The following is a 24,128-nucleotide window of genomic DNA, read 5'->3' on the forward strand; positions in this document are numbered from 1 at the left end:
GTAATTTAGAATACATCATATTATGAAGTTGAAAAAAGTGCAATTCCCTCAAAGGAAAGAGGGCCAAGCGCCCATCCTCATCACTCGGCCCTCATCACTCCTGTTTACACCGTCGTTTGGCTCACCGCCCGGCTCTTGCCCATGCCGGCCACCACCTGATTCACGATGCGAATCCAGGCGCGGGCGCTGGCCTCCACCACGTCCGTCGCCACGCCCGTGCCGTGCAGGGTCGTCTCGCCGTAGCGCGCGCCGATGCTGACCTCGCCCAGCGCGTCGCCGCCGCCTGTGACGGCCTGGATGCGGTAGCTCTCCAGTGTGGGCGTGATGCCGGTGATCCTGTTGATGGCCTGGAAGGCGGCCTCGACCGGGCCGTCGCCGTGCGCGGTGGCGTCCACCGGGCCGTCGGGGGTGTGCAGGCGCACGAAGGCGACCGGGGTCATGTTCATGCCGGAGGTGATCTGGAAGCCCTCCAGCGTGAAGGTCTGCGGCACGTCGCTGCGGCTCTCGACCAGGGCGCGCAGGTCGTCGGCGAAAATCTGGCCCTTGCGGTCGGCCATGTCCTTGAAGCGGCCGAACAGGTGCTTGACGCGGTCCTCGTCCACCTCGTAGCCCAGGTCGGTCAGCGCCTTGCGGAAGGCGGCGCGGCCCGAGTGCTTGCCCATCACCAGCACGGCGGCCTCGCGGCCCACCAGTTCGGCGTTCATGATCTCGTAGGTCTCGCGGGCCTTGATCACGCCGTCCTGGTGGATGCCCGACTCGTGCGCGAAAGCGTTGTCACCCACCACGCCCTTGTTGGGCTGCACCGGCATCCCGCTCAGGCGGCTGACCATGCGGCTGGAGCGGTAGATCTCGCGGGTGCGGATGCCCGTCTCGAAGCCGTAGTGGTCCTTGCGGGTGTGAAAGGCCATCACGATCTCTTCCAGCGCCGCGTTCCCGGCCCGCTCCCCAATGCCGTTCACCGTGCACTCGATCTGCCGCGCGCCCCCCTCCGCCGCCGCGATGGAGTTGGCGACGGCCATGCCCAGGTCGTCGTGACAGTGGGCCGACAGGATGACGTGGGCGGGCAGTTCGCCGCGCAGGAACGCGAACAGGTCGCGGATTTCCTCGGGCGTAGTGTAGCCCACGGTATCCGGCACGTTGATGGTCGTCGCGCCCGCCTCCACCGCCGCGCGGAAGATGCGAGCCAGAAACGCGCGGTCGCTGCGGGTGGCATCCTCCGCGCTGAACTCCACGTCGTCCACGAAGGAGCGGGCCAGGCGCACCGCCTCCACCGCCCGCTCGATCACCGCGTCCGGCTCCAGCCCCAGCTTCTTCGCCATATGAATCGGGCTGGTGGCGATGAAGGTGTGGATGCGGGGCTTTTCCGCCAGTTCCACCGCCTGGGCCGCCGCCTCGATATCAGCCCGGTTCGCGCGGGCCAACCCGGCGATGACGGGGCCGCGCACCTCCCGCGCGATGCGGCTCACACCCTCCAGGTCGCCGGGGGAGGCGATGGGAAAGCCCGCCTCGATCACGTCCACGCCCAGGCGGGCCAGTTGGTGCGCGATTTCCAGCTTCTGCGTGTGGTTCAGCGCCACGCCGGGCGACTGCTCGCCGTCACGCAGGGTGGTGTCGAAGATGCGGATGCGCTGGCCGTCTACCTGGGGCTGAGTCATGGAAGTCTCCTGAAGGGTGAGAGGGCGGGAAAAGAAAAACCCCGGAGGGGGTGCCTCCGGGGGGTTCGGGCAAGCTTCTTCTGCCCTTCACTCCACCGGAGGAAGGCTAAGAAGAAGGCCGCTGAACGCTTGCATAGGGTGCATGGTAACGGGAGGCGCGGAACGAAAAGACCCAGTGTCTAGACGCTCGGCCCGGACCGTATCAGACCTCCAGCTCCTGCTTGCTGAGGAAGGGCATCTTGCCGCGCAGCTCCTTGCCCACCACTTCCAGCGTGTGGTCGCGCATCTTCTTGCGCTGCTCCTTCATGTACGGGAAGCCGCCCTCGGCGTCCTCGATGAAGTCGCGGGCGAACTTGCCGCTCTGGATGTCGCCCAGCACGTCCTTCATGGTGGCCTTGGTTTCACCCGTGATGATGCGCGGCCCGGTCACGTAGTCGCCGTACTCGGCGGTGTTGGAGATGGAGTGGCGCATCCCCTCGAAGCCCTTCTCGTAGATCAGGTCCACGATCAGCTTGACCTCGTGCAGCGTCTCGAAGTAGGCGATTTCGGGCTGGTACCCGGCCTCCACCAGCGTCTCGAAGCCCGCCTGAATCAGGTGCGTTACGCCGCCGCACAGCACCGACTGCTCCCCGAAGAGGTCCGTTTCCGTCTCCTCCTTGAAGGTGGTTTCCAGCACACCCGCGCGGGTGCCGCCGATGCCGCGCGCGTAGGCGAGGGCAATATCACGCGCATTGCCGGTCGCGTCCTGCCCCACGGCAAAGATGCTGGGCATACCCGCCCCGTCCACGTACACGCGGCGCAGCATGTGGCCCGGTCCCTTGGGCGCGACCAGGAACACGTCCACATCCTGGGGCGGCTTGATGCGCCCGAAGTGGATGTTGAAGCCGTGTCCGAACGCGAGCGCCTTGCCCGCCGTGAGGTGGGGGGCGATGCTTTCCTCGTACACCTGCGGCTGCGTCTCGTCGGGAATCAGCAGCATGATGACGTCGGCTTCCTTTGTTGCGTCCTCGATGCTCGCCACCCGCAGGCCCGCCTGCTCGGCCTTGGGGCGGCTGGGGCTGCCTTCCCGCAGGCCGACCACCACGTTCAGCCCGCTGTCCCGCAGGTTCTGCGCGTGCGCGTGCGCCTGGCTGCCGTAGCCGATGATGGCGATGAGTTTGTCCTCGATGGGGGAGAGGCTCACGTCACGGTCGTAGTACATTTTTGCGGCCATTGGGGGATTCTCCTACAGATTGTGAGTTGGGGTGGGATGGGTGGACTAGGCGAGAGTGCAGAAGGCAGAAAGCAGAAGGCCCGACGTCTTTTGCCATCGGCCTTCTGCCATCAGCTAAAACAGATTCGGCACCCCCCGCGCCCGCTCCTCGCGCGGTTCGACGCTCTCCACCACGGGCCGGAGCGTCTCGGTTTCGCCGCCGTGATAGACGTGGCTGGGAATGTCGGCGTTGCTGCCGCGCGTCAGGGCGATGCGGCCCGTGCGCATGGTTTCCAGAATCCCGAAGGGGCGCATCTGCTCGATAAAGGCGGTGATCTTGCCCTCGTCGCCCGTGACCTCGAAGGTCAGCGCGTGGCGGCCCACGTCCACGATGCGGGCGCGGAAGTCCTCGGCAATCTGGCGGACCTCCACCCGGCTCTCGGGCGTGATGGCGACCTTGACCAGCACCAGCTCGCGGTCCACGTACTTTTCGAGGCTGTGGTCGATGATCCTCACCACGTCGTGCAGCTTTTCCAGTTGCCGCATCGCCTGCTCGACCACGCCGCGGTCGCCGGTCACGACAAAGGTCATGCGGCTCACGCCGGGATGCTCGGTCGAGCCGACCGAGAGGCTCTTGATGTTGTACCCCCGCCGCCCGAAGAGAGAGGTGATGCGGGTCAGCACGCGCGGCTCGTCGCGGACCAGGGCGGAGACGAGGTGGTCACGTTGGGGCTGGTCCTGTGGGGTGGGGGCGGTCATGCGTTGTTCGCCTCCTCGGCGGCGGCGTTCTTCCTGGTGCCGGGAGTGGGGGCGCGGGGGGGTTCGGATTCGATCATCTCGCTGAGCGCCGCCCCGGCGGGCACCATCGGGAAGACGGCATGTTCGTGTGGCACCACGACCTCCAGCAGGGCGCTTTTCGGGTCGGACAGCCAGGCGTCGATGGCGGCGGGGAGTTCCTCGGCGCTGCTGGCGCGGTAGCCCGGCACGTCGTAGGCGTCGGCCAGTTTCAGGAAATCGGGGTTGGAGTCGCCCAGCCACACTTCCGAGTAGCGGCGCTCGTGGAACATCTCCTGCCACTGGCGCACCATCCCCAGGTAGGAGTTGTTGATGATGCAGATTTTGACGTTGCGGATGTCGTACATCTTCAGCGTGGCGAGTTCCTGCGCCGTCATCTGAAAGCCGCCGTCCCCAGCAATCACCACCGAGCGCACGCCCGGCTCGGCCAGCGCGGCCCCGATCGCCGCCGGGAAGCCGAAGCCCATCGTGCCCAGGCCGCCCGAGTTCAGCCAGCGCCGGGGCTTCTCGAAGCGGGCAAGCTGCGCGGCGAGCATCTGGTGCTGCCCCACGTCCGAGGAGAGGATGTCGTCGGGGCGCAGGCGTTCCACCACGGCCTGCACCCCGTAGGCCGCACCCCAGTGGTCGGGCTGCGCCGTGCGGGATTTCCACTCCTCGACCTGGGCCTGCCACTCGGGCAGCTCCAGCTTCTGCGCGCCCTCCGCCAGCAGCCGTGCCGCCGCCCCTGCGTCCCCGCGCACCGGCACATGCGTCCGCACGATCTTGCCGATCTCGGCGGCGTCGAGTTCCACGTGGATGATGGCGGCGTTCGGCGCGAAGCCGTTCACCCGGCCCGTCACCCGGTCGTCGAACCGCAGGCCGATTCCCAGTAGCACGTCGGCCTCGCTGATGGCGCGGTTCGCGGCGACCGAGCCGTGCATCCCCGGCATTCCCAGCCACAGCGGGTCACTGGCGGGAAAGACCCCCAGCCCCATCAACGTGGTGATCACGGGGATGTCCCAGGCGCGGGCCAGCGCGGTGATGTCCGCCGCCGCGTCCAGCGCACCGCCGCCGACCATGATCACGGGCTTTTTCGCCCCCCGCAGCAGTTCATGGGCACGTGCAATGGCTTCGGGCGCGGGGTCGGGTGCTTCCGGCCGGGCGTGGGGCCGCGCGATCTCGCCGTGGTAGGGCGCGAGCTGAATGTCCTTGGGGATGTCCACCAGCACCGGGCCGGGCCGCCCGCTGCGGGCGATGCGGATGGCTTCCGCGATCACCTGCGGCAACTCCTCCACGTCGCGTACCACGTAGTTGTGTTTGGTGATCGGCAGCGTGATTCCGGTGATGTCCGCCTCCTGAAAGGCATCGGTGCCCATCAGGTGCCGCGCCACGTTTCCGGTAATGGCCAGGAGCGGCACCGAATCCATCATCGCGTCGGCCAGGCCCGTCACCAGGTTGGTCGCGCCCGGCCCGGAGGTCGCCAGGCACACGCCGATCTCGCCGGTCGCCTTGGCCCAGCCCTCCGCCGCGTGAATCGCGCCCTGCTCGTGCCGCGCCAGCACGTGCCGCATCTCCGGATAAAAGGTCAGCGCGTCGTACACCGGCATGATCGCCCCGCCCGGATAGCCGAACACGGTGGTGATGCCGTGCCCCACAAGTGTCGCCCACAGCGCCTTCGCGCCCGTCATGTCCCCCTGCGTCATGCGTTCCCCTCCATCAAACGGCGCGCGCCACGCTCACCGGGAGGCGGCGCGGCGCTTGAGGCGGCCCGTGGGGCCAAACCCCAGTGGGCCAGTCCCCAGTGGGCCAGTCCCCGGCGGGTGGTGTTCCGATGCTGTCGTTGTTCCCGGCTTCCCATGCTGCCCCTCTCCTTTTCCCGCACTGAAAAACCCCCGCCCGGATGGTGGGCGGGGGTCTGTGGCACGCGCTCGCGCTTAGCCGCCGGAACCCCCGGTGCTAAGAAGTACGATCACGAGAATCGTGTGCGGCGCGTTCATGGCCTCACCCTAAACGCTGGCAAGAGGCCGGAAGGGGAAGCGTCTAGACGCCGTACGAGTACGGGCGGGCAACAAACGGGCGTTTGGCACAGGAAAACGCCCCCACCGGAAAGGCAGGGGCGCGGTTCAGAGCTTGGGTTTAGCGCCCGCCGGGCACGAACTCGCGGTCCGCGAAGTCCTCACGGCGACGCTCGCCGCCCTGGCGGTCATCACGGTCGCGGCTCCAGCGACCCTGGCCGCCGCGATTGCCGCCACCCTGACCCTGGTAGCCGCCCTCGCGGTTGCCGTAGCCGCCGCGTCCGCCCTGCGAGCCGCCGCCGCGGTTGCCCCGGTAGCCGCCCTCGTCGCGGTAGCCGCCGCGTCCACCCTGGTAGCCGCCACCCTGACGGCCCTCGCGGGTCGGGGCCTCGAACAGTTCGGGCAGTTCCTGGGCGACTTCTACGCCCACCTCGCCCTCCAGGGGGGAGGCGGCCAGCAGCTTCTCGACGAACTCGCTGGGCACGTCGGCCACGGTGCCGCCGCGCCACTGGCGCACCTTGCCGAGGCGGCGGGTGTCCACGTCGCTGTTGCGGGCCAGCAGCGCCACAGTGCGCGGCACGCTCAGGCGCTCGCCGTGCAGGATGATGGTGGTCAGGCCTTCCTCGCCGCTCAGCAGGCTGGCCGCCTTGACGGGTTCGGTCACGCCGCTGATCTTGGCGAGCGCGCGGGTCAGGGCTTCGAGGCCCAGTTCGCTGAACAGCCGCTCGGCTTCGGCCTGGAAGCTCGCCGCCACCTCGCTGTCCACCTTGCGCACCAGGTCGGCGCTGGAGCGGGCGCTGGCGGCCTGCACTTCCTTAGGGGTCGGCAGGGTGCGTTCCTTGAACTGCACGCCGGTGCGGTATTCCAGGTTGCGCATCTCGCGGTTGTCGCGGTCGCCGTACATCACGATGGCGGTGCCGGTACGTCCGGCGCGGCCCGTGCGGCCCGAGCGGTGGATGTAGCTCTCGTGGTCCTGGGGCAGGTGGTACTGCACCACCAGGTCCACTTCCGGGATGTCCAGGCCGCGCGCCGCCACGTCGGTGGCGACCAGCACGCCCACGCGCCCGCTGCGGAAGGCCCCCAGCGCACGCTCACGCTGGCTCTGCGCCAGGTCGCCGTGCAGCGCCTCCGACTCGATGCCGCGGTGGATCAGCTCGTTCGCCAGCTCGTCGGCCTCGCGCTTGGTGCGCGTGAAGACGATGGCCTTTTCAGGGTTGTAGACGGTCAGCAGGTCGGCCAGCACGCGGGTGCGGGTGCGCCCCACCTTCACCTTGAGGTGTTCGACGCTCTGGGCGGCCTGGCTCTTGCCCTCGCCCACCATGTCCACCACGACCGGCTCCCGCAGGTACTTGCGGGCAATGCGGCGGATGTCGTCGTTCAGCGTGGCGCTGAACAGCATGGTCTGCCGCTCTTCCGGGGTCTTCTGGAGAATCGTTTCGATGGCGTCCGCGAAGCCCACGCTGAGCATCTCGTCGGCCTCGTCCAGCACGGCGTACTGCACCGCGCTCAGGTCGAGGTTGCCGCGCTCCAGGTGGTCGATCAGGCGACCCGGTGTCCCGACCACCACGTCCACGCCGCGGCGCAGCGCGTTTTCCTGCGGGCTGTAGGCCGCGCCGCCGTACACCGTCACGGTGCTGAGCTGCGGGCCGCTCTTGCTGAACTCCTCCGCGACCTGCTTGGCAAGTTCGCGGGTGGGCGCGACCACGATGGCGCGGGGCAGCCGGGCACGCTCGCGGCTGGGTTCGAGGTTCTGGATGATGGGCAGCGCGAAGGCCAGCGTCTTGCCCGTGCCCGTGCGGGCGCGGCCGATCAGGTCCTTCCCGGCAAGGGTCTGGGGCAGGCTCTCGGCCTGGATGGGGCTGGCTTCCGTGATGCCGCGCTCGGCGAGACGCGCCGCGAGTTCGGGCGCGATCAGTTGATCAAAGTTCATTTGTGGTCCTTTCGGGAAAGCACAGCCCCAGTGACCAGCAAACGCCTCTAATCGGCATCCAGCATGTCCTGAAAGTGGGGGCACCTTCCAGCCGCTGGGAACCTCCCAGGCGGCGCACGAAAAAGAAGTTTACAACACAGGGGGACAAAAGGCAAGGGGGAATGGGGCGCGGGATGCAGGGAGGCAGTCCGCGGGACGCGGTGCGCGGGAGGGACCTTTTACTGCGTACCGCGCACCGCGCACGGCTTCCTACTCCAGCCCCGCCGGAACCGCCCCGCCCAGCGCCACCCAGGCATTCAGCAGGTCATCCGGCACCGGGGCGTGCAGGTGCAGGGCCTCGCCCGTGACGGGGTGGGGGAGGGTCAGGAAGTGGGCGTGCAGGGCGTGGCGCGGCATGACGGCGCTCTCGCGGCCATAGACCGGGTCGCCCAGAATGGGGCTGCCCAGGTGCGCGAGGTGGACGCGAATCTGGTGCGTGCGGCCCGTGTGGGGCTGGGCGCGCACCAGCGCCAGCGTGCGCCCGTGCCCGTCCGGGTGCGCCTCCAGCGGGGTAAAGCGGGTCTGGGCCTCGCGCGGGTTCGCGCCCCCCACCGTCATCCGCTGCCGGGCGGTGGGGTGGCGGCCAATGGGCGCGTTCACGTTCACCGGCCCCTCGGCCTTCCAGGTTCCCGCGGCCACCGCCAGATACGTCTTGCGCGTCTCACGGTCCTTGAAGGCGGCGGCGAGGCGGGCGTGGGCCTCCACGGTCTTGGCGACCACGATCACGCCGCTGGTGTCCCGGTCCAGCCGGTGAACGATGCCGGGGCGGTAGCCGTCGGGGCCGGCCGCGCCGGGTTGCTCGGGCAGGCTCATCCGGCCCAGCAGCGCGTTCACCAGCGTGCCGGTGGTGACGCCCGGCGCGGGGTGCGTGACCATGCCGGGCGGCTTGTTCACGGCGATCAGCACGTCGTCCTCGTACAGCACGTCGAGGGGAATGGCCTCGGGGGCCACGGTCGCGTCGGGGGGGGGAGGCACCTGCACCGTCAGCGCCTCGCCGCCCCGGAGTTTCAGGCTGGCTTTCTGCACCACCACGCCGCCCACCTGCACCTGCCCGCCCGCGATCCACCCGGCCACCTGCGAGCGGCTCACGCCCGCAAGGTCGGCCAGCACGGCGTCCAGGCGGCCCGGTGTGGCGGTGAGGTCGAGGGTGGGGGGGAGGCCGGTCACGGCGGGCAGTGTAGCGCCGGCCCCGGCTATGGTTGAGGCAGCCTTCACCATCACTTGCGCCCGGTGATCCGATTGGGCCTGGCCGGCATACAGCCAGACAGGTACGGCAGCGGGACGACGCTGCTCCCCCAGCGTTCCGCCGCCGTGCCGCCACTCCCGCTCCCCCTTCGCCCCTTCCCTGCCGGCCCTGCCGGCCGTGTCCCCAGGAGGTCACGCCATGCCCAATATCGGTGCCCCCGAACTCCTCGTTATTCTGCTGGTCGCGCTGCTGGTGTTCGGCCCACGCAAACTGCCGGAACTCGGCAAGAGCCTGGGCCAGGGCCTGCGCGAATTCCGCCGCACCACCGGCTCCGTGACCGAGGAACTGCGGCGCGGCCTGGATACCCCCGCCGCGCCCGCCGACGGCGTGATCGCGCCTGCCCCCACCCTTCACCCGGCACCCGTGGCCCAGGTGGTGCCCGAGAACACGCCCCGCGCCTGATACGGAGTCCGGGCACCACGTTCTCCTTCCGGCCGGGTTTTGCAGGGCTGGCGAACTGTTCAACCGGAATCCGTCTGAGCCTGCTCGTTAAGACCCTGCCGGTTGACGGCACATGGCGGCGCGGGGCAGAGCTGTTAGGCTGCATGTACCTCATGACTGCCGAGCCGCCACCTGCCCACGAGCCGACCGATGAAGCCCTCATGCAGGCCATGGCGGGTGGACACGAGGACGCCCTGCGCGAACTGCACCGCCGCTACGCCCGGCTGCTGTATGCCCTGGGGTACCGGATGCTGCGGCAGCGTGACGATGTCGAGGTCTGCGTGCAGGACGCCTTCATGAACGCCTGGCGGCACGCCGCGCGCTTCGACCCCGCGCGGGCGAGCGTCAAGACCTGGCTGGTGAGCATCGCCCACCACCGCTTTCTCCAGGAACTGCGCGACCGTCCGCAGACGCCGCTGGAACTGGAGGAATGGGACTCCCCCGTACAGTCCGCCGACCCCACCGACCGTATTCTGGCAAACCGTGCCGTGCAGGTGCTGGACGCCCCGCAGCGTCAACTGGTTGAACTGGCCTATTACCGCGGCTACTCTCACTCGGAGCTGGCGACCCTGACCGGGTTGCCCATCGGCACCGTGAAGTCCCGGCTGCGGGCGGCCCTGGAAAGGATGCGCGGCGTCCTGGGCCGCGAGGGCAGTACGAGGGGGCCGGATGCTCTGGAAGGAGGTGAGCGCGTGTGACCGTCGACCGTGACCAACTGATCGCCTACGCCCTGGGCATCTTGCCCCCGGCAGAGGAGGCCCGCGTGCAAGCCGCCCTGGAGACAAGCCCCGAACTGCGCGCCCTGCTGCGTACCGACCAAGAGGCGCTGCTCGCCCTCACCGACACCCTCCCCGAGGTGGCCCTGCCCGCCGGGGCCGAGGACCGCCTGCTGGCCCGACTGGCAAGTGAGCGGGCAGTGCCCGCCGTGCCCGCCGCCCTGCCCGCCCGTCAGGTCGCCTGGCCCCTGCTGGCCGCCCTCAGCCTGGCTGCCGCGCTGGCCCTGGCATTCGCCCTGCGGCCTCCCGCCGACCCCTTCCAGCGGTACGTGCAGATTCCGGGGGCCGCCACGCAGGCCCTGACCGCGAATGGCGACACCCTGGGCCAACTGGTGCGCATGCCCGATGGCCGCGCTTACCTGCATCTCAGCCAGCCGGCCACCGCCGGACAGGCCTACCAGATGTGGCAGCTTCAGGACGGCCAGCCCGTCTCGCTCGGCATGTTCCAGGGCCAGGGATTCCTGCTGGCGGGTCTGCCGCCGGGGGCGCAGATTGCCGTGAGCGTCGAGCCGCCGGGCGGCAGCCCCCAGCCGACCAGTACGCCCATCCTGGTGAAGCAGCTTTAGGGCGGAGAGCATTTGTCGTAAGGACGCCGTCATGACTGCGATCAGCAGCCAGCTTCCAGCGGCCAGCAGAACCACGAAACCTTACGACTGCTCTGGACAGGCCACTGCACCTTCCTGAGCCGACCGGAGTGCCGTTCTGGGATGCCTTACTGGACGGCGACGGTGCCGACTTGCTGCCGTTGGCCCACACCTCGCAGGGGTTGGCGCGGGCGGGGTTGCCCTTATCCGTGAAGCTGGGGGCGGGGAAGCGGGGAGTGGGGGAGAGCCTGTCTTACCTGACCGCCCCCACACTTTCCCTGCCGCCCCTACCCCTACCGCGCCGAGGGTTCGGCCTTCAGCGGCGGCACCCTCAACCCACCGCGCCCGTCCCAGCCCTTGAAGGCGTAGAAGCGGCCCGGCTCGCCCGTCTTCAGGTAGTCATGCAGCGGCTCGCGCATGGGGGGAGACTCCAGCAGCTCGACCGCCTCGTCGGGGGTGCAGAAGCGGGCCTCCACGATAAAGCCGTCGGGGTCGGCGGGATTGAGCAGCCCTTCCCAGGTGGCCTCGAAGGCGACGGCGATCGCGCGCTCGCCCCGGCGCTCGTCCTCGATATGCACCGTGTAGGCCATGTGCTTGATGCCGGTCAGCTTGAGGCCGGTTTCCTCGGCTATCTCGCGGTAGAGGGCCTCCAGCAGCGTCTCGCCGGGTTCGACCACGCCGCCGGGCAGGGTATGGCGCACCCGGCCCAGGCCCTGCCAGTCGTTGCCGACCAGCAGCACCCGCCCGAAGCGGTCACGCAGCACGCCCGCCGCGACGAGCAGGTCACGCCGCGCCATAGCTGCCCCGTTCGCCCTCTTCGCCCTGCATCTCCAGCAGTTGCCGCTCGCGTTCGTCGCGGCTCAAGGCCGCCACGACCGGCGCGAGGCCGCCCGCCATCACGCTGTCGAGCGCGAAGTTCTTGACCTCGCCCTCCAGCCGGTGGTCGGTCACGCGGTTTTGCGGGTAGTTGTAGGTGCGAATCTTCTCGGAGCGCTCGCCGCTGCCCACCTGCGAGGCCCGCGTCTCGCGTTCGCGTTCCTCCCGCGCGGCCCGTTCCCGCTCGGCCAGGCGCGAGGCCAGCACGACCAGCGCCTTCTCGCGGTTCTTGATCTGGCTTCTGCCGTCCTGGCAGACCACCACGATCTCGTCAGGGGTGCCGGGCCGGTACACCGCGCGCACCGCCGAGTCGGTGGTGTTCACGCCCTGGCCGCCCGCGCCCTGCGAGCGGAACACGTCAATGCGGACCTCGGCGGGGTCGAGCTGTACCTCGCCCTGCTCGGCTTCGGGCAGCACCGCCACCGTCACCGTGCTGGTATGGATGCGGCCCTGCGACTCGGTGGCGGGCACGCGCTGCACCCGGTGAACGCCGCGCTCCCACTTGAGGGCGCGAAAGGCGAAGTCACCCGTCACCTCGGCCACGACCTTGCTCGCGCCGCCCAGGTCGCTTTCCGCGGCGTCCAGCACGTTCAGTTTCAGGCCCGCCCCCTCGGCGTAGCGGGTGTACATCCGCAGCAGGTCCACGGCAAAGAGGGCGGCCTCGGCCCCGCCCGCCCCCGCGCGCAGCTCCAGAATCACGTCCTTGGCGTCGTCGGGGTCTGTGGGGAGCAGCAGCACTTCCAGCTCGGCCTCCACCTCCGCGAGGCGGGCGCTGAGGGCCTCGACCTCCCCCTGCGCCAGCTCGCGCATGTCGGGGTCGGTCAGCAGCTCGCGCGCGCCCGCCAGGTCCTGACCCAGGCCAGCGTGCTCGCGGTAGAGGGTCACGACAGGCGTCAACTCGCGGTGGCGGCGGGTGAGGCGGGCGTACTCGCGGGGGTCGGCGAGCATCGCCGGGTCGCCCAGCGCGCGCTCCACCATGCCGAACTCGGCGGCCAGTTCCTCCAGGCGGTGGCTCACCACGGCGGACACAACCCGGAGACGTGCGGGACACTTGACACAGGCATCATGAACCCAGTCTACCGCCGCCCCTCCCTAGACGACCGGAAGGCAGGCAACAGGCCGGGCGCTGCCGGGGCCAGGTGCGGGCGCTACAGTCACCCCCATGAGAACCGTCACGGTAGGCCTGCTGGGCTGCGGCACAGTGGGTCAGAACATCCTGCACCTGCTTCAGCGGCGCAAGGACATCTTCGGCGACCTCGGCGTGCAGATTGAGGTCACGGGCGTGCTCGTCCGCGACGCGGGCAAGGCGCGCGACGTGCCCCCCGGCACGCCCGTCACCGCCGACCCCGCCTTCCTTCAGGAAAGCAGCGTGGTCATCGAGGCTCTGGGGGGCATCGAGCAGCCGCTCGCCCTGCTGCTGCCCTACCTCCGCAGCGGGCGGCCCGTCATCACCGCCAACAAGGCGCTGCTGGCCGAATGCTGGGACGACCTGCGCGAACACGCCCTCGCCGGCCGCCTCTACTACGAGGCCAGCGTCATGGCCGGAACGCCCGTCATCGGCCCGATGAGCACCGTGCTGCGGGCCAGCACCTTTACCCGCCTGCAAGCGGTCCTGAACGGCACCTGCAACTACATCCTCACCCAGATGGAGGGCGGCAAGACCTACGCGCAGGCCCTGGCCGAGGCGCAGGCGCTGGGCTACGCCGAGGACCCACCCACCCTGGATGTCGGCGGCTTCGACACCGCGCACAAGCTGACCGTGCTGGCCCGCTTCTGCGCCGACGGCGACTTTCCGTATTCGGCGGTGCAGGTGCAGGGCATCGAGGGCGTGACCCTGGAGGACGTGGCGGCGGCGCGGGCAGCAGGCGAACGCATCAAGCTGGTCGCCGACCTGTGCTGCGAGGGGGAAGGCTGGCGCGCCACCGTCGCGCCCCAGCGCCTCCCCGCCACCCATCCGCTGTGCAACGAGGGGGCCAGCCGCAACGCGCTGGTGTACGAGGGTGAGGAATGCGGCTCCCTGATTTTCGCGGGCGGCGGCGCGGGCGGTATGGTTACGGCCTCCGCGATGGTGGGCGACCTGCTCGACTGGCTGCTCGGGTTTCCGGGGCACGTGCCGCTGCATTAGGCAGATGGCGGAAGGCAGAAGGCAGATGGCTGGAGAAAGCTTCGGCTGAGGTGCCTTCAGCCTTCTGCCGGCACCAGCACTAGCGCGCCGCGTGCCGGCACGTCCACCTCCGCGTCGCCGCCCAGCTCGTACACCTGACCGGTCAGGGCGTCGCGGTACTGGCCGGGTTGCACGGCCTGGAGGGGCAGGCGGGCGGGGTGCAGCGCCGCGTTCAGGGCCACATGCGCGTGGCCGCTGGCGTGTTCGCGCACATACACCAGCTCCTCACCCCCGGCATGGGTGACGCGGAACTCGCCCCGGCGCAGGGCCGGGGTGGCGTGGCGGGCGGCGGTGAGCTTTTGCAGCAGCGAGAGCGTCTCGCGGTCCCAGCCGGCCTCGTCCTGCCAGGGAAAGGCGCGGCGGCAGTCGGGGTCGGGGCCGCCGGGAAGGCCCACCTCGTCGCCGTAGTAGATGCAGGGCGCGCCCACGTAGGTCATCTGAAAGACGCTGGCGAGGCGAAAGGCGCTGGCGTCGCCGCCCACGGCGGTCAGGAAGCGGGCCGTGTCGTGCGAGTCGAGCAGGTTGAGCTGCGCGCGGACAATCTCGGGGTGGTACATCCGCGTGACCTCCTCCACCCGCCGGGCAAAGGCCGCGGCGTCGATGGCGTCCACGTGGCCCAGGCCGCTGCGCTCGTTCATGGGGTGGTCGAGGGTCCGCGCCCCGAAAAAGGCCAGGCAGGGCCGGGTGAAGTGGTAGTTCATCACGGCGTCGAACTGGTCGCCCGCCAGCCAGCGGTGCGCGTCGCCCCAGAGTTCCCCCACGATGTAGGCGTCGGGGTTGACGGCCTTAACGCGGCGGCGGAACTCACGCCAGAAATCGTCGTCGTCGATCTCGTTGGGCACGTCCAGCCGCCAGCCGTCGATGCCGAAGCGCATCCAGAACTCGCCCACGGCCCACAGGAACTCGCGCACGGCGGGGTGGTTCGTGTTGAACTTGGGCAGCGCGCGGATGCCCCACCAGGCGTGATAGTTCGCGGGCCGCGCGTCGTCGTAGGCGTGCAGCGGCCAGCCCTCCACGCGGAACCAGTCGCGGTACGCACTCTCCTCGCCCTGTTCCAGCAGGTCGTTGAACTGGAAAAACCCCCGGCTGGCATGGTTGAACACGCCGTCCAGCACCACGCGAATCCCCCGCGCGTGCGCCTCGTCAATCAAGTGGCGCAGCGCCTCGTTGCCGCCCAGCATGGGGTCCACCTGAAAATAATCGTGGGTGTGGTAGCGGTGATTGGAAGCGGACTGGAACACCGGGCAGAAGTAGATGGCGTTCACGCCCAGCGCCTGAAGGTGGTCCAGATGTTCGGCCACGCCCCACAGGTCGCCGCCCATATACCCGTGGGTCTGCGGCGGGCTGCCCCAGGGCTGGAGGTTCAGGCCCTGAACGCGCCCGCTGTGCGCGAAGCGGTCGGGGAAAATCTGGTAGAAGACGGCGTCCTTGACCCAGTCGGGCGTGAGGGGGTGAGGTTGGGCGGCCATGCGCCGCCAGGATAGCGGAAGCGCTTCACCGGGAACTGACAGGGACTCGGCGGCCAGCGGTCAGCTTCCGGCCGCCAGCCGTTGGGGTGGGGCAGTCTGGAGGGGGCGGGTGTGAAGGAGGCCTGTGCCGGCCTCGCCGCGCTGTGAAACGGAAGGGGGCGGGCGCAAGAAACCAGGTCTTTCCTATGGCGGCGAGGAGCACATGCGCCCCCGTCCTAGCCCTCCCGCCGCCCCAGCAAAAAGGCCTGCGCCTCCTCCGGGCTGCGCACCTCGCCCAGCGCCTGGGCTTCTGCCACGGCCCGCAGCGCCTCCCCGACGGCGGGACCGGGGGGCACGTCCAGCAGCGCCATCACGTCCCGGCCCGTCATGAGGGGGGGAGGGGGAGCGGGCTGTTCCTCCAGGGCGGCCAGCACACGCTCCAGCCCGAGGGCATAGGCCTGCCGGGTCGCCGGGGTGCTTTGCGGCCCCCGCGCGGCTTCGCGGTCGGCCAGCATCAGCCGCAGCAGGTCGGGCAGGAGTTCGCGGCGGCGGTGAACGAAACGCCGCGCCTCCCGCTCATTCAGGGGCAGGTGGGCCATGTGCGCGCGCACGAGGGCGGCGACCCGGTCCACCTCTGCTGCGGGCAGACGCAGCCGGGTGAGGGCCTGCCGCGCCAGCTCCGCGCCGACGCGCTCGTGTTCGTAGAAGGTGGTGCGGTCCAGGCGCGTCTGCGTGTCGCGGGTGCGCGGCTTGCCCACGTCGTGCAGCAGGGCCGCCCAGCGCAGCGGCAGGTCCACGTCGGGAAAGCGGGCCAGGAGCTGGTGCAGTGCTTCCAGCCCGTGCCCGAAGACGTCCAGGTGGTGAAAGCCACCCTGCATCACCCCTCTCCCCTCGCGCAGTTCGGGCAACGTCAGGGCCAGCAGGCCGAGGTCTTCCAGCCGCGCCATGCCACGCGCCGCTTCCGCGTGCAAGAGGAGCGCCTGCACCTCATCGCGGACCCGCTCCGGCGCAGGCAGCGGCAACCGGCCTGCCGCGACCTGCCGCACTGCCGCCTCCGTCGCTGCGTCCAGCCGGAACCCCAGCGTGACCTCGAACCGCACGGCCCGCCACGCCCGCAGGGGGTCCTCCCGCAGGTTCGCCTCCGACACCATCCGCAGCCGCCGCGCCCGCAGGTCCGCCTGCCCGCCCGCCGGGTCCAGCACTTTCCTGCCCGCCGTGAGGGCCAGCGCATTGACCGTGAAATCCCGCCGGAGCAGATCGTCTGTCACGTCCTCCGGCAGGGGCACGAAGTCATGCTGCACACTGGCCGGGGCATGAACACGCCAGTACCCCCGCGCCTCGTCCAGCGGGAAGGCCGAGCCGCCCACCTGTGCGGCCAGCTCGCGGGCCGCGCGTGCCGGGTCAGGGACCGCCCAATCGAAGTCCTTCGGTGGCACGCCCCGCAGCCAGTCGCGGGCCGCACCACCGACCAGCAGCGCCCCCACGGGAAAGGGGGGAAGGGGGGGGCGGCGGCGGAACATGGGGCCATGCTACCCGCCCGACCTCTGCCCAGCCTCGGCCGGCTGGCCTACATCTTGCCTCCGCCGCGTCACTCTGCTACCTTGGACGCCGCTGGGGGGCTTAGCTCAGCGGGAGAGCATCCGCTTTGCAAGCGGAGGGTCAAGAGTTCGAATCTCTTAGCCTCCACCATCGGACGACAAAAACACCCGGTCAACGCCGGGTGTTCGTCTTGTCTGTGCCGGCCCTATGTCCCGAGCCTGCAAGGGACACAGGGCCGCAGAGTCTACCGGCACCCCGGCTTTAGCCTCACTGGCTCTACGGGGTGCCGCCCTGCCTGAGCTTTGGCGGTGTGGAGGGTTCAGCCCCCGAAGGTGAACGTTGCCCCCTCCGCATCCACGGTTACGGTCCCGCCGTCCTTGAGCCGCCCGAACAGCAGTTCGTCGGCCAGGGGGCGCTTGACCCGCTCCTCGATGACGCGGGCGAGGGGGCGCGCGCCCATCTGCGGGTCGTAGCCCAGCCGGGCCAGCAGAGCGCGGGCGGCGGGCGTGACGGTGAGGCTGACGCCGCGCTCGGCCAGTTGCGCGGCCAGCCCCGCCAGGAACTTGTCCACCACGTTTCCCATCACCTCGCGCGAGAGCGGCCGGAAGTGAATCACCGCGTCCAGGCGGTTGCGGAACTCGGGCGTGAAGGTGCGCTTCACCGCTTCGGCCTCCTCGCCCGCGCGGCCCTCGCGGGAGAAGCCCAGGGCCGGGCGGCTCGCGTCGGCGGCCCCGGCGTTGGTGGTGAAGACCAGCAGCAGGCCACGCCCGTCCACCTTCTTGCCGGTGTGGTCGGTCAGCGTGCCGTGGTCCATCAGTTGCAGGAAGAGGTTGTAGACGTCGGGGTGCGCCTTTTCAATCTCGTCGAGCAGCAGGACGGCGTGTGGGTTCTTCGCCACCGCGTCGGTCAGCAGGCCGCCCTGGTCGAAGCCCACATAGCCGGGCGGGGCACCGATCAGGCGGGCGACGGTATGCGCCTCCTGATACTCGCTCATGTCGAAGCGGGCCAGATGCACGCCCAGGCGGTCGGCCAGGGCGCGGGCCAGTTCGGTCTTGCCCACGCCGGTCGGCCCCGCGAACAGGAAGGCCCCCTGGGGCTTTTGCGGGTCGCGCAGGCCCGCGCGGGCGAGTTTGACGGCGCTGGCGACGGCCCCCACGGCGGCGTCCTGCCCGAACACGCGCGCCTTCAGGTCCTGTTCCAGCGTGGCGAGGGACTTCACCTCCTCGGCCTTCACCGCGCCCACCGGCACGCGGGCCATGCGGGCGACGGTCGCCTCGATGTCGGCCTCGCCAATCTCGCCGCCCTTCCCGGCGGAGGAGCGGGCGGCCCCGGCCTCGTCGAGCACGTCGATGGCCTTGTCGGGCAGGAAACGGTCGCGCAGATGCCGGGCCGAGAGACGCACGGCGGCCGAGAGGGCTTCCCCGGTGTACGTGACGCCGTGGTGGCTCGCGTACCCCGGCGCGAGGCCACGCAGAATCGCCAGGGCGTCCTCCTCGGACGGCTCGGGCACCTCCACCGTCTGAAAGCGCCGCCACAGCGCGCGGTCTTTCTCCAGGTAGCGCACCTCGGCGGGGGTGGTCGCGCCCAGCACGCGCAGCCGACCACGGGCCAGCGCCGGTTTGAGGAGGTTCGCGGCGTCCACGCTGCCGCCCTCGGTGGCCCCGGCCCCGACCAGGGTATGCAGCTCGTCGATGAACAGCACCGCGTTCTGACCGTCCAGCGCGCTCAGGACCGCCTTGAGCCGCTGCTCGAAGTCGCCCCGGTAGCGTGTCCCAGCCAGCAGCGCGCCCAGGTCGAGGGCGTAGACGGACGCACCGCGCAGGAAGCCGGGAGCCTTCCCGTCCGCCACCCGCTGCGCCAGCCCCTCGGCCAGCGCCGTCTTGCCCACGCCCGGCTCGCCCACCAGCACGGGGTTGTTCTTGGCCCGCCGCGCCAGGATATGCACCATGCGCTCCAGTTCGGCCTCGCGCCCGATCACGGGGTCGAACTCGCCCGCCTTCGCCTGCGCGGTGAGGTCGGTCGCGTAGGCGTCCAGGGGGTTCTGCTCCGCCGCTTCCGCTTCCGGCTCGCCGTCCACCCCGGCTACGTGCCGTTCGCGCTCGCGGCCCGCCACTTTCGCCGCGCCGTGTGACACGTAGCCCAGCACGTCCAGCCGGGTCACACCCTGGGCTTCGAGTGCGGCCCGGGCGGGGGAGTCCTCCTCCTCCAGCAGCTCGACCAGCACGCGCGCGCCGTCGGCCTGCTCATGGCCCTTGCCGCTGGCGTGGAGTTGCAGCACCGCGCCCTGCACCACCCGGTGAACGCCCAGCGTGAAGTCGGGTTGCGCGTCCTCCACCACCTCCAGGTCGTCCAGCAGTTCCTCCAGATCACCCCGCAGTTTCTCCACGTCCGTCCCCACGGCCAGCAGCGCCTCGCGCGCCTCAGGGTCGTGCGTCAGGGCGAGGAGGAGGTGTTCCAGGGTCACGTACTCGTGCCCGGCCTCGCGGGCGTAGTCGGCGGCGCGGCCAATTGTGACTTGCAGGTGGTCGCCGATCATGCGTCCGCCTCCGGTTCCGCCACCAGCCGCAGCGGGTGCCCGGCCTGGCGGGCATGCGCCGTCACCTGCGCGACCTTGGTTTCGGCCACGTCCCGCGTGTACACCCCCGCCACGCCCTGCCCCTTGTGGTGGACGGCCAGCATGATGAGCTGCGCTTCCGTTTCCGTCTTGCGGAAGTAGCGCTCCAGCACCTCCACCACGAAGTCCATCGGTGTGTAGTCGTCGTTCAGGAGCAGCACCCGGTACAGCCTGGGGCGCTGGACCTGGGTGCGTTCCAGCGTCTGGGTCTGGCCCTCCTGGTCCCTGCGCGTCATGTCCGGAGTGTAGCGGGGGAGGGGAGCGGCGCGCGGGGCAGGCGTCACGAAAAAACCTCCCGCGCGGGGAGGTTCTGGCAGGCTTCGCCGGGGTTACATGCGGCGTTCGGCGTCCTTGACGTTGTTTTTCGCGTTGTTGGCCGCGTTCTGGGCGTCGTTCTTGACATTCTGCGCGGCGTTCTGAACGTCGTTCTTCACGTTCTGGGCACCCTCGCGGACGTTGGCAGCCGCGTTTTGCGCCGCGTTCTGGGCCTGGTTCAGGTTCTGGCGCGCATCGGCCTTGATGTCGGCGGCGGTCTGCTGGGCCTTGTCCTTCGCCTGATCCACGGCCTGCTGGGCGTTCTGCTTCGCGTCCTGGGCGGCGTCTTGCAGGCGGGGCTTCACGTCCTGCGCCTGGTCCTTGGCGGTGTTCGCCACGTTGCGCGCGGCGTCCCCGGCCTCGGCGGCAGCGCCCTGCACGGCCACCTTGGCCTCGCCTGCCACGTCCTTGGCCTTGTCCAGACCTGCTTGCACGCCGCCCTGCTGCACGGCGTCCTTGACCTCGCCCGCCTTGTCAGCGATGACGTGCCCGGCGCTCGTGGCGGCGTCCTTGGTCTTTTCCCAGCCCTTGGCCACGCTGTCGCCCACGTTCTCGGCGGCGTCCTTGAGGCCCAGTTCGGAGAGCTTCTGGTCCAGCGCGCGGCGGTTCTGCTCGCGGCTGAAGTAGTAGGCGACGCCGCCGATCAGGGCACCCAGCAGCAGGAGGCGTTTCAGCGGAAAGTGACGTTCTTCGCGTTCAAACATGAGGTCAGGGTAGGCCCGCCCTCTCATAAACGGATGAGCGCCCGTTCAGGCGGGGTTCACCCCCGCGCAGGCCCCAGGAGCCCCAGCCGCCGCGCCAGGCCCTCCTCCAGCAGCCATTCCTCGGGTTCGTCCGCGTCCGCCACGCGCAGCAGCACGCAGCCCCGGTCGAGGTAAAAGGCGACGATTTTCGCCCATGCCTCCTCCTCATCCCCAGCTTCCTCCTCCAGGTCGGCCAGCGTGCCCCAGAGGTCGCCCTCCACCTCCGCGCTGCGCAGCGCCTCGGCGTGGCCGCTCAGCACGTAGGGGTCCACGTCCTCCTCGGGGAGGTACGCCTGGCCCGGTTCACGTCGCTCCAGCCGGTCGTCGCGCTCGTAGAGGTCCGCTAGAAACGCCTCCCACTGGTCGCTGGTCAGGGTGATGGTGGGGTCTGTGGTCATGGATGGAGTGTAGGGCGTGTGTGGCGGGAAGAGGCGGGTTGGGGCCGCTAACACAGGTCCTCAGGACTTCGCTTTCTTCGGTGGCTTCGACTTGCCCGCCCCGTTCTTGCCTGTCTTGCCCGCCCCGTTGAGGGCGACCGCCTGGCGGACGAGCGCCTGGAAGGCGGCCCCGTCCACTTCTTCTCCCTGGTAAAGATCGATGGCGCGGCGGGCGTTCCCGGCGAGGCTCGCGTTGAAGAGACGCGCCGGGTCCTCCAGGGACGCGCCCCTGGGGAAGGTCAGCTTGACGGCGTTCCTGTAGGCTTCCCCCGTGCAGATGATGCCGCAGCGCGACCAGACCGGCGTGTCCCACTTCCACTCCTCGACGACGTCCGGGACGGCCTCCTGGATAAGCCGGCGCATTCTGCCCAGGGTTTCCCCGCGCCAGTCCCCGAGTTCGGCGATTCTCTGCGAGATGAGTGCCGGGGCCGCCTGGCCCTGGTCCGCGCCTGAGGTTTCCACGTTCTCATCCTAGAGGTCCGGGTGGGAAGCGGACAAACAGGAGGCCCAGGCTTCCCACCGGGCAGGCATGGCGTGGGGGCCTGCCTGCCCCGTCTTTCGTCCCCCACCGCTCTTGGCCCTCCCTTCACCTCGCGGGAACCCGGCGCGGCCTCACCTCATACACTGGGGCATCATGCCGACCTTCACGCGACCGTTCACGCCGCCGACACTCCGGCGAGTCCTTATCGCGCTGGCCCTGCTCGCGCTCGCCCTCGCCGCGCTGGCCCTGCTGGGACACGCCGCCGCGCAGTCGGGGGGCGGCTTCGGCGGCAGCACGGGCGGCAGCTCCGGGGGCGGGGGGTACTCGGGCGGCGGTTATTCCGGTGGGGGGTACAGCGGCCCCATCATCATCGGCGGGGGCGGCCTGGGTGGCGGTTATTACGGCGGTGGGGGCGGCGGCTTCGGCCTGATTGGCCTGCTGGTGTTCGGCCTGGTGATCTTCAGCGTGGTGGGCTTCATGCGCCGCAGCCTGGGAGGTGGCGGGGGCGCGCGGGGTCTGGGCGGGCTGGGGGCCGTCAGCGGCACGGCGCAGGCGGTGAGCGTTCAGCTTCTGCTGGCCGAGGGCGACGAGGTCAAGCGTGACCTCCAGCGGGTGGCGCAACAGGGCGACCCCGACACCAACGAGGGGCTGGCCCGGATGCTTCAGGAGGCCGCGCTGGTCGTGCTGCGCCACCCCGAGCGCTGGGCCTACGGCAACGTGGAGCGCGCGCAGGGGGCCGCCAGCAGCGCCGACAGCCAGGTGGGGGCCTGGGCCACCGAGGCCCGCGCCGCCTTCACCGACCAGACCACCAGCAACTACCAGAACCGCGACGTGAACACCGGTTTCGAGCACCGCACCGACTACACCTTCCAGCAGGAGGCGGGCGACCTGTACCTGGCCGTCACGATTGCGGTCGCCGCCCACGCCCTGGGCAACCTGCCCCCGGCGGGCGTGACCACCGCGCAGGAGGCCCGCGCCGCCCTCAGCGCCATCAGCAGCGTGACCCCCGGCGACCTCATCCGCGCCGAGGTGGTCTGGAGTCCCGACGCCCCCGGCGAGTTCCTCAGCGAGGACGAGGCGATCCGGAAGTACCCCAAGTTGACGAAGCTGTAAGTGGGAAGTGGTTCGTGGTGAGTGGGGGCGAAGGCGCAGGCTTTTGCCTCCGCTTTCCTTTTCCACTCCCCACTTCCCACTGACCACTTACCCGTCCCGTAATCCCCCACCCGGTTTCCCTGCCTGCCACACGCCATCATCTTCCCGATGGCCCGCCGCCGCCCCGAATCCAACTGGCCGCCTCCGCCCCGCGAACCCGAGGTGTGCGCCCTGTGCGAACGCGAGACGCCGGTGCTGACCGAGCATCATCTGGTGCCCCGCTCGCAGGGGCGGCGGCAGGGGGTGAAGGTGCAGGAACTGCCCACCGTGCTGCTGTGCCCGGCCTGTCACAAGTTCCTGCACCGCACCTTCAGCAACGCGGAACTGGCGGGCGAGTACCACACGGTGGACGCCCTGCTCGCCCATGACGCCGTGCGCCGCTTCGTGGCCTGGTTGCGCACCCAGCCTGCCAGCAAGGGCGTCCGGGTGCGCTGAAGCGGCCTCACGCGGCCTGCTGGCCTACGGCGTCATGCTGCTGATGTAGGCGGCCAGTGCCCTCAGGTCGTCCTCGCCCAGGGGCCGCAGCACTATCCGCATGGCCTCGGGCTGGGGAATGCCCCCGAAGCCCGGCGCGTTCTTGAACTCGTGCAGCACGTCCAGCGCGTACTTGGGTGCCTGGTTGGTGACGCTCGCCACACCCAGGTGATCCACGCCACGGCCACTCTGCCCGTGGCAGACGGCGCAGGCGATGGCGTTGCGCGCCGGGTCGCCCCGCAGGAACAGCGCCTCGCCCCGCGCGCGCAGGGCGGCGTCCTGGGTCTTCCAGGCCGGGCCGACCGCCTGCGCCGAGAAGTAGGCGGCCAGGTCCGCGATGTCCTGATCGCTCAGGTGGCTCGCCACAGCCTGCATCACCGGGCTGGGACGCAGCTTGGCCCGGAAGGCGGCGAGCTGGAAGCGGGTATAGTCGGGCACCTGCCCCGCCAGGCGGGGATAGCCGGCATCGGTGCTGACGCCTGCCGGGCCGTGGCACTTCTGGCACACGCTGGCCGAGAGCTGCGCCCCGTGCGCCGCATTGGGCGTGCTGTACTTCAGCTCCAGCGGATTGCCGCCGGGAGGCGCACCGGCAGGAGGTCTGGCCTGCGTGACGGCGGCCAGCACAGGCGCGGCGAGCGCGAGAGGAGCGGCGAGCCACAGCAGACGGGCAACGGTGCGCTTCATGAAAACCTCCCAGGACGGTGAGGGCTGATGAACAGGTTTGTTCCAGCGTACACCTTTTCACCCCCGGCCCTGGGCCAGAACAGAGGGGGCAAGCGGTGGCCCGCGCCACGTTGCCCCCTCGTGCTGCCCGCCTGGAAGGTGGTGCTAGACCGTGCCCTCGCTGCTGTCGCGGCTGGGTTGCTGCGTGCCGTCGTTGGCACCGCTGCCCCCCTCCATCAGGCCGCCCGGATTCACGACGGCGGGGATGCTGCTGCCGTTGCCGTTCACGATGGCGGGCAGGGCGGCGGCGTCCTGGTCGCGGATCTGTTCGCCCTCCACGGGCGAGTTCACCCGGTTGCCGCTTTCCTGCTGGATTTCCTCGACGCTCTTGCCCAGGGGCGCGTCGCCGTAGCGGTTGTCTGAACCTGTCATGCCCCAGTCTGACCTGCAGCGGGCCGGGCGGGTGAGGTGCAGTTTGCGCGGGCCTTCATTCCCGTTCCCCGCCCCCACCACGGGGGACGGAGCGCAGGCGCGGCGACAGACCCGCTATCCTGCCCCTCAAGGTGAGGA

Annotated in this window: 23 protein-coding genes and 1 tRNA gene; 7 read left to right on the plus strand and 17 right to left on the minus strand. The window is 70.1% G+C overall.

What is annotated here, in order from left to right:
- Positions 1-104: 104 nt before the first annotated feature.
- The 6 genes from ABEA67_RS01615 to ABEA67_RS01640 form a co-directional block, all read right to left on the minus strand.
- Positions 105-1,655, minus strand: coding sequence for a 2-isopropylmalate synthase (locus ABEA67_RS01615; protein WP_345459873.1), 1,551 nt, complete (start codon positions 1,653-1,655; stop codon positions 105-107).
- Positions 1,656-1,857: 202 nt separating this feature from the next.
- On the minus strand, positions 1,858-2,868 hold the full coding sequence (ilvC, locus tag ABEA67_RS01620) for a ketol-acid reductoisomerase (RefSeq protein ID WP_345459876.1): 1,011 nt from the start codon (positions 2,866-2,868) through the stop codon (positions 1,858-1,860).
- 114 nt (positions 2,869-2,982) lie between these two features.
- Complete coding sequence (gene ilvN, locus ABEA67_RS01625) at positions 2,983-3,606, minus strand: acetolactate synthase small subunit (protein ID WP_345459879.1); 624 nt, start codon at positions 3,604-3,606, stop codon at positions 2,983-2,985.
- Entirely contained in the window at positions 3,603-5,324 is a 1,722-nt protein-coding gene (ilvB, locus tag ABEA67_RS01630) for a biosynthetic-type acetolactate synthase large subunit (RefSeq protein ID WP_345459882.1), read from the minus strand. The genes ilvN and ilvB overlap by 4 nt, the downstream gene beginning before the upstream one ends.
- 433 nt (positions 5,325-5,757) lie before the next feature.
- Positions 5,758-7,566: a DEAD/DEAH box helicase gene (locus ABEA67_RS01635; RefSeq protein ID WP_345459884.1), complete on the minus strand. Its 1,809-nt coding sequence runs from the start codon at positions 7,564-7,566 to the stop codon at positions 5,758-5,760.
- Positions 7,567-7,815: 249 nt separating this feature from the next.
- Positions 7,816-8,823 carry an RluA family pseudouridine synthase gene (locus ABEA67_RS01640; protein ID WP_345459886.1) on the minus strand — a complete coding sequence of 336 codons (1,008 nt, stop codon included), beginning with the start codon at positions 8,821-8,823 and terminating at the stop codon, positions 7,816-7,818.
- Between the two features lie 166 nt (positions 8,824-8,989).
- Between ABEA67_RS01640 and tatA the strand changes: the two genes are divergently transcribed.
- The 3 genes from tatA to ABEA67_RS01655 all read left to right on the plus strand — a co-directional run bounded on the left by tatA (position 8,990) and on the right by ABEA67_RS01655 (position 10,634).
- A complete protein-coding gene (gene tatA, locus ABEA67_RS01645; RefSeq protein WP_345459889.1) occupies positions 8,990-9,253 on the plus strand; it encodes a twin-arginine translocase TatA/TatE family subunit in 264 nt (87 codons plus the stop codon).
- Positions 9,254-9,405: 152 nt separating this feature from the next.
- Positions 9,406-9,990: an RNA polymerase sigma factor gene (locus ABEA67_RS01650; protein WP_345459893.1), complete on the plus strand. Its 585-nt coding sequence runs from the start codon at positions 9,406-9,408 to the stop codon at positions 9,988-9,990.
- Entirely contained in the window at positions 9,987-10,634 is a 648-nt protein-coding gene (locus ABEA67_RS01655; protein WP_345459896.1) for an anti-sigma factor, read from the plus strand. The genes ABEA67_RS01650 and ABEA67_RS01655 overlap by 4 nt, the downstream gene beginning before the upstream one ends.
- Positions 10,635-10,945: 311 nt before the next feature.
- Here ABEA67_RS01655 and ABEA67_RS01660 read toward each other — a convergent pair whose 3' ends face one another.
- Both ABEA67_RS01660 and prfA read right to left on the minus strand, forming a co-directional pair.
- Positions 10,946-11,449: an NUDIX hydrolase gene (locus tag ABEA67_RS01660; RefSeq protein WP_345459899.1), complete on the minus strand. Its 504-nt coding sequence runs from the start codon at positions 11,447-11,449 to the stop codon at positions 10,946-10,948.
- The gene (gene prfA, locus ABEA67_RS01665; RefSeq protein WP_345459902.1) at positions 11,436-12,548 is read right to left on the minus strand and encodes a peptide chain release factor 1; all 1,113 of its coding nucleotides are present in this window, start codon (positions 12,546-12,548) and stop codon (positions 11,436-11,438) included. Before prfA ends, ABEA67_RS01660 begins: the two co-directional genes overlap by 14 nt.
- A gap of 142 nt (positions 12,549-12,690) precedes the next feature.
- Between prfA and ABEA67_RS01670 the strand changes: the two genes are divergently transcribed.
- Positions 12,691-13,653, plus strand: coding sequence for a homoserine dehydrogenase (locus ABEA67_RS01670; RefSeq protein WP_345459905.1), 963 nt, complete (start codon positions 12,691-12,693; stop codon positions 13,651-13,653).
- A 56-nt stretch (positions 13,654-13,709) separates the two neighbouring features.
- Here ABEA67_RS01670 and ABEA67_RS01675 read toward each other — a convergent pair whose 3' ends face one another.
- Together ABEA67_RS01675 and ABEA67_RS01680 are read right to left on the minus strand one after the other, a co-directional pair.
- Complete coding sequence (locus ABEA67_RS01675; protein ID WP_345459908.1) at positions 13,710-15,161, minus strand: glycoside hydrolase family 13 protein; 1,452 nt, start codon at positions 15,159-15,161, stop codon at positions 13,710-13,712.
- Positions 15,162-15,376: 215 nt separating this feature from the next.
- Complete coding sequence (locus tag ABEA67_RS01680; RefSeq protein WP_345459911.1) at positions 15,377-16,660, minus strand: CCA tRNA nucleotidyltransferase; 1,284 nt, start codon at positions 16,658-16,660, stop codon at positions 15,377-15,379.
- 94 nt (positions 16,661-16,754) lie between these two features.
- On the opposite strand from ABEA67_RS01680, the gene ABEA67_RS01685 reads away from it, so the two are divergent.
- Positions 16,755-16,829 (plus strand) — tRNA-Ala (locus ABEA67_RS01685).
- A 169-nt stretch (positions 16,830-16,998) separates the two neighbouring features.
- Here the strand turns inward: ABEA67_RS01685 and ABEA67_RS01690 are convergent.
- The 5 genes from ABEA67_RS01690 to ABEA67_RS01710 all read right to left on the minus strand — a co-directional run bounded on the left by ABEA67_RS01690 (position 16,999) and on the right by ABEA67_RS01710 (position 21,250).
- Positions 16,999-19,215, minus strand: coding sequence for an AAA family ATPase (locus ABEA67_RS01690; protein ID WP_345459914.1), 2,217 nt, complete (start codon positions 19,213-19,215; stop codon positions 16,999-17,001).
- Entirely contained in the window at positions 19,212-19,529 is a 318-nt protein-coding gene (clpS, locus tag ABEA67_RS01695; RefSeq protein ID WP_345459917.1) for an ATP-dependent Clp protease adapter ClpS, read from the minus strand. Before clpS ends, ABEA67_RS01690 begins: the two co-directional genes overlap by 4 nt.
- A 93-nt stretch (positions 19,530-19,622) precedes the next feature.
- Entirely contained in the window at positions 19,623-20,312 is a 690-nt protein-coding gene (locus ABEA67_RS01700; protein WP_345459920.1) for a YtxH domain-containing protein, read from the minus strand.
- A gap of 56 nt (positions 20,313-20,368) precedes the next feature.
- The gene (locus ABEA67_RS01705; RefSeq protein ID WP_345459923.1) at positions 20,369-20,749 is read right to left on the minus strand and encodes a hypothetical protein; all 381 of its coding nucleotides are present in this window, start codon (positions 20,747-20,749) and stop codon (positions 20,369-20,371) included.
- A 60-nt stretch (positions 20,750-20,809) separates the two neighbouring features.
- Entirely contained in the window at positions 20,810-21,250 is a 441-nt protein-coding gene (locus tag ABEA67_RS01710) for a DUF1801 domain-containing protein (protein WP_345459926.1), read from the minus strand.
- Positions 21,251-21,422: 172 nt separating this feature from the next.
- Here ABEA67_RS01710 and ABEA67_RS01715 point away from each other — a divergent pair, with 172 nt between their 5' ends.
- Entirely contained in the window at positions 21,423-22,382 is a 960-nt protein-coding gene (locus ABEA67_RS01715; RefSeq protein ID WP_345459929.1) for a DUF1517 domain-containing protein, read from the plus strand.
- A 147-nt stretch (positions 22,383-22,529) separates the two neighbouring features.
- Positions 22,530-22,856 carry an HNH endonuclease gene (locus tag ABEA67_RS01720; protein WP_345459932.1) on the plus strand — a complete coding sequence of 109 codons (327 nt, stop codon included), beginning with the start codon at positions 22,530-22,532 and terminating at the stop codon, positions 22,854-22,856.
- A 24-nt stretch (positions 22,857-22,880) separates the two neighbouring features.
- Here ABEA67_RS01720 and ABEA67_RS01725 read toward each other — a convergent pair whose 3' ends face one another.
- Both ABEA67_RS01725 and ABEA67_RS01730 read right to left on the minus strand, forming a co-directional pair.
- Entirely contained in the window at positions 22,881-23,579 is a 699-nt protein-coding gene (locus ABEA67_RS01725) for a c-type cytochrome (RefSeq protein ID WP_345459935.1), read from the minus strand.
- Positions 23,580-23,723: 144 nt separating this feature from the next.
- Complete coding sequence (locus tag ABEA67_RS01730) at positions 23,724-23,990, minus strand: hypothetical protein (protein ID WP_345459938.1); 267 nt, start codon at positions 23,988-23,990, stop codon at positions 23,724-23,726.
- Between the last annotated feature and the right edge of the window lie 138 nt (positions 23,991-24,128).

Source organism: Deinococcus carri (assembly GCF_039545055.1).
GTDB classification, from domain to species: Bacteria; Deinococcota; Deinococci; order Deinococcales; family Deinococcaceae; genus Deinococcus; species Deinococcus carri.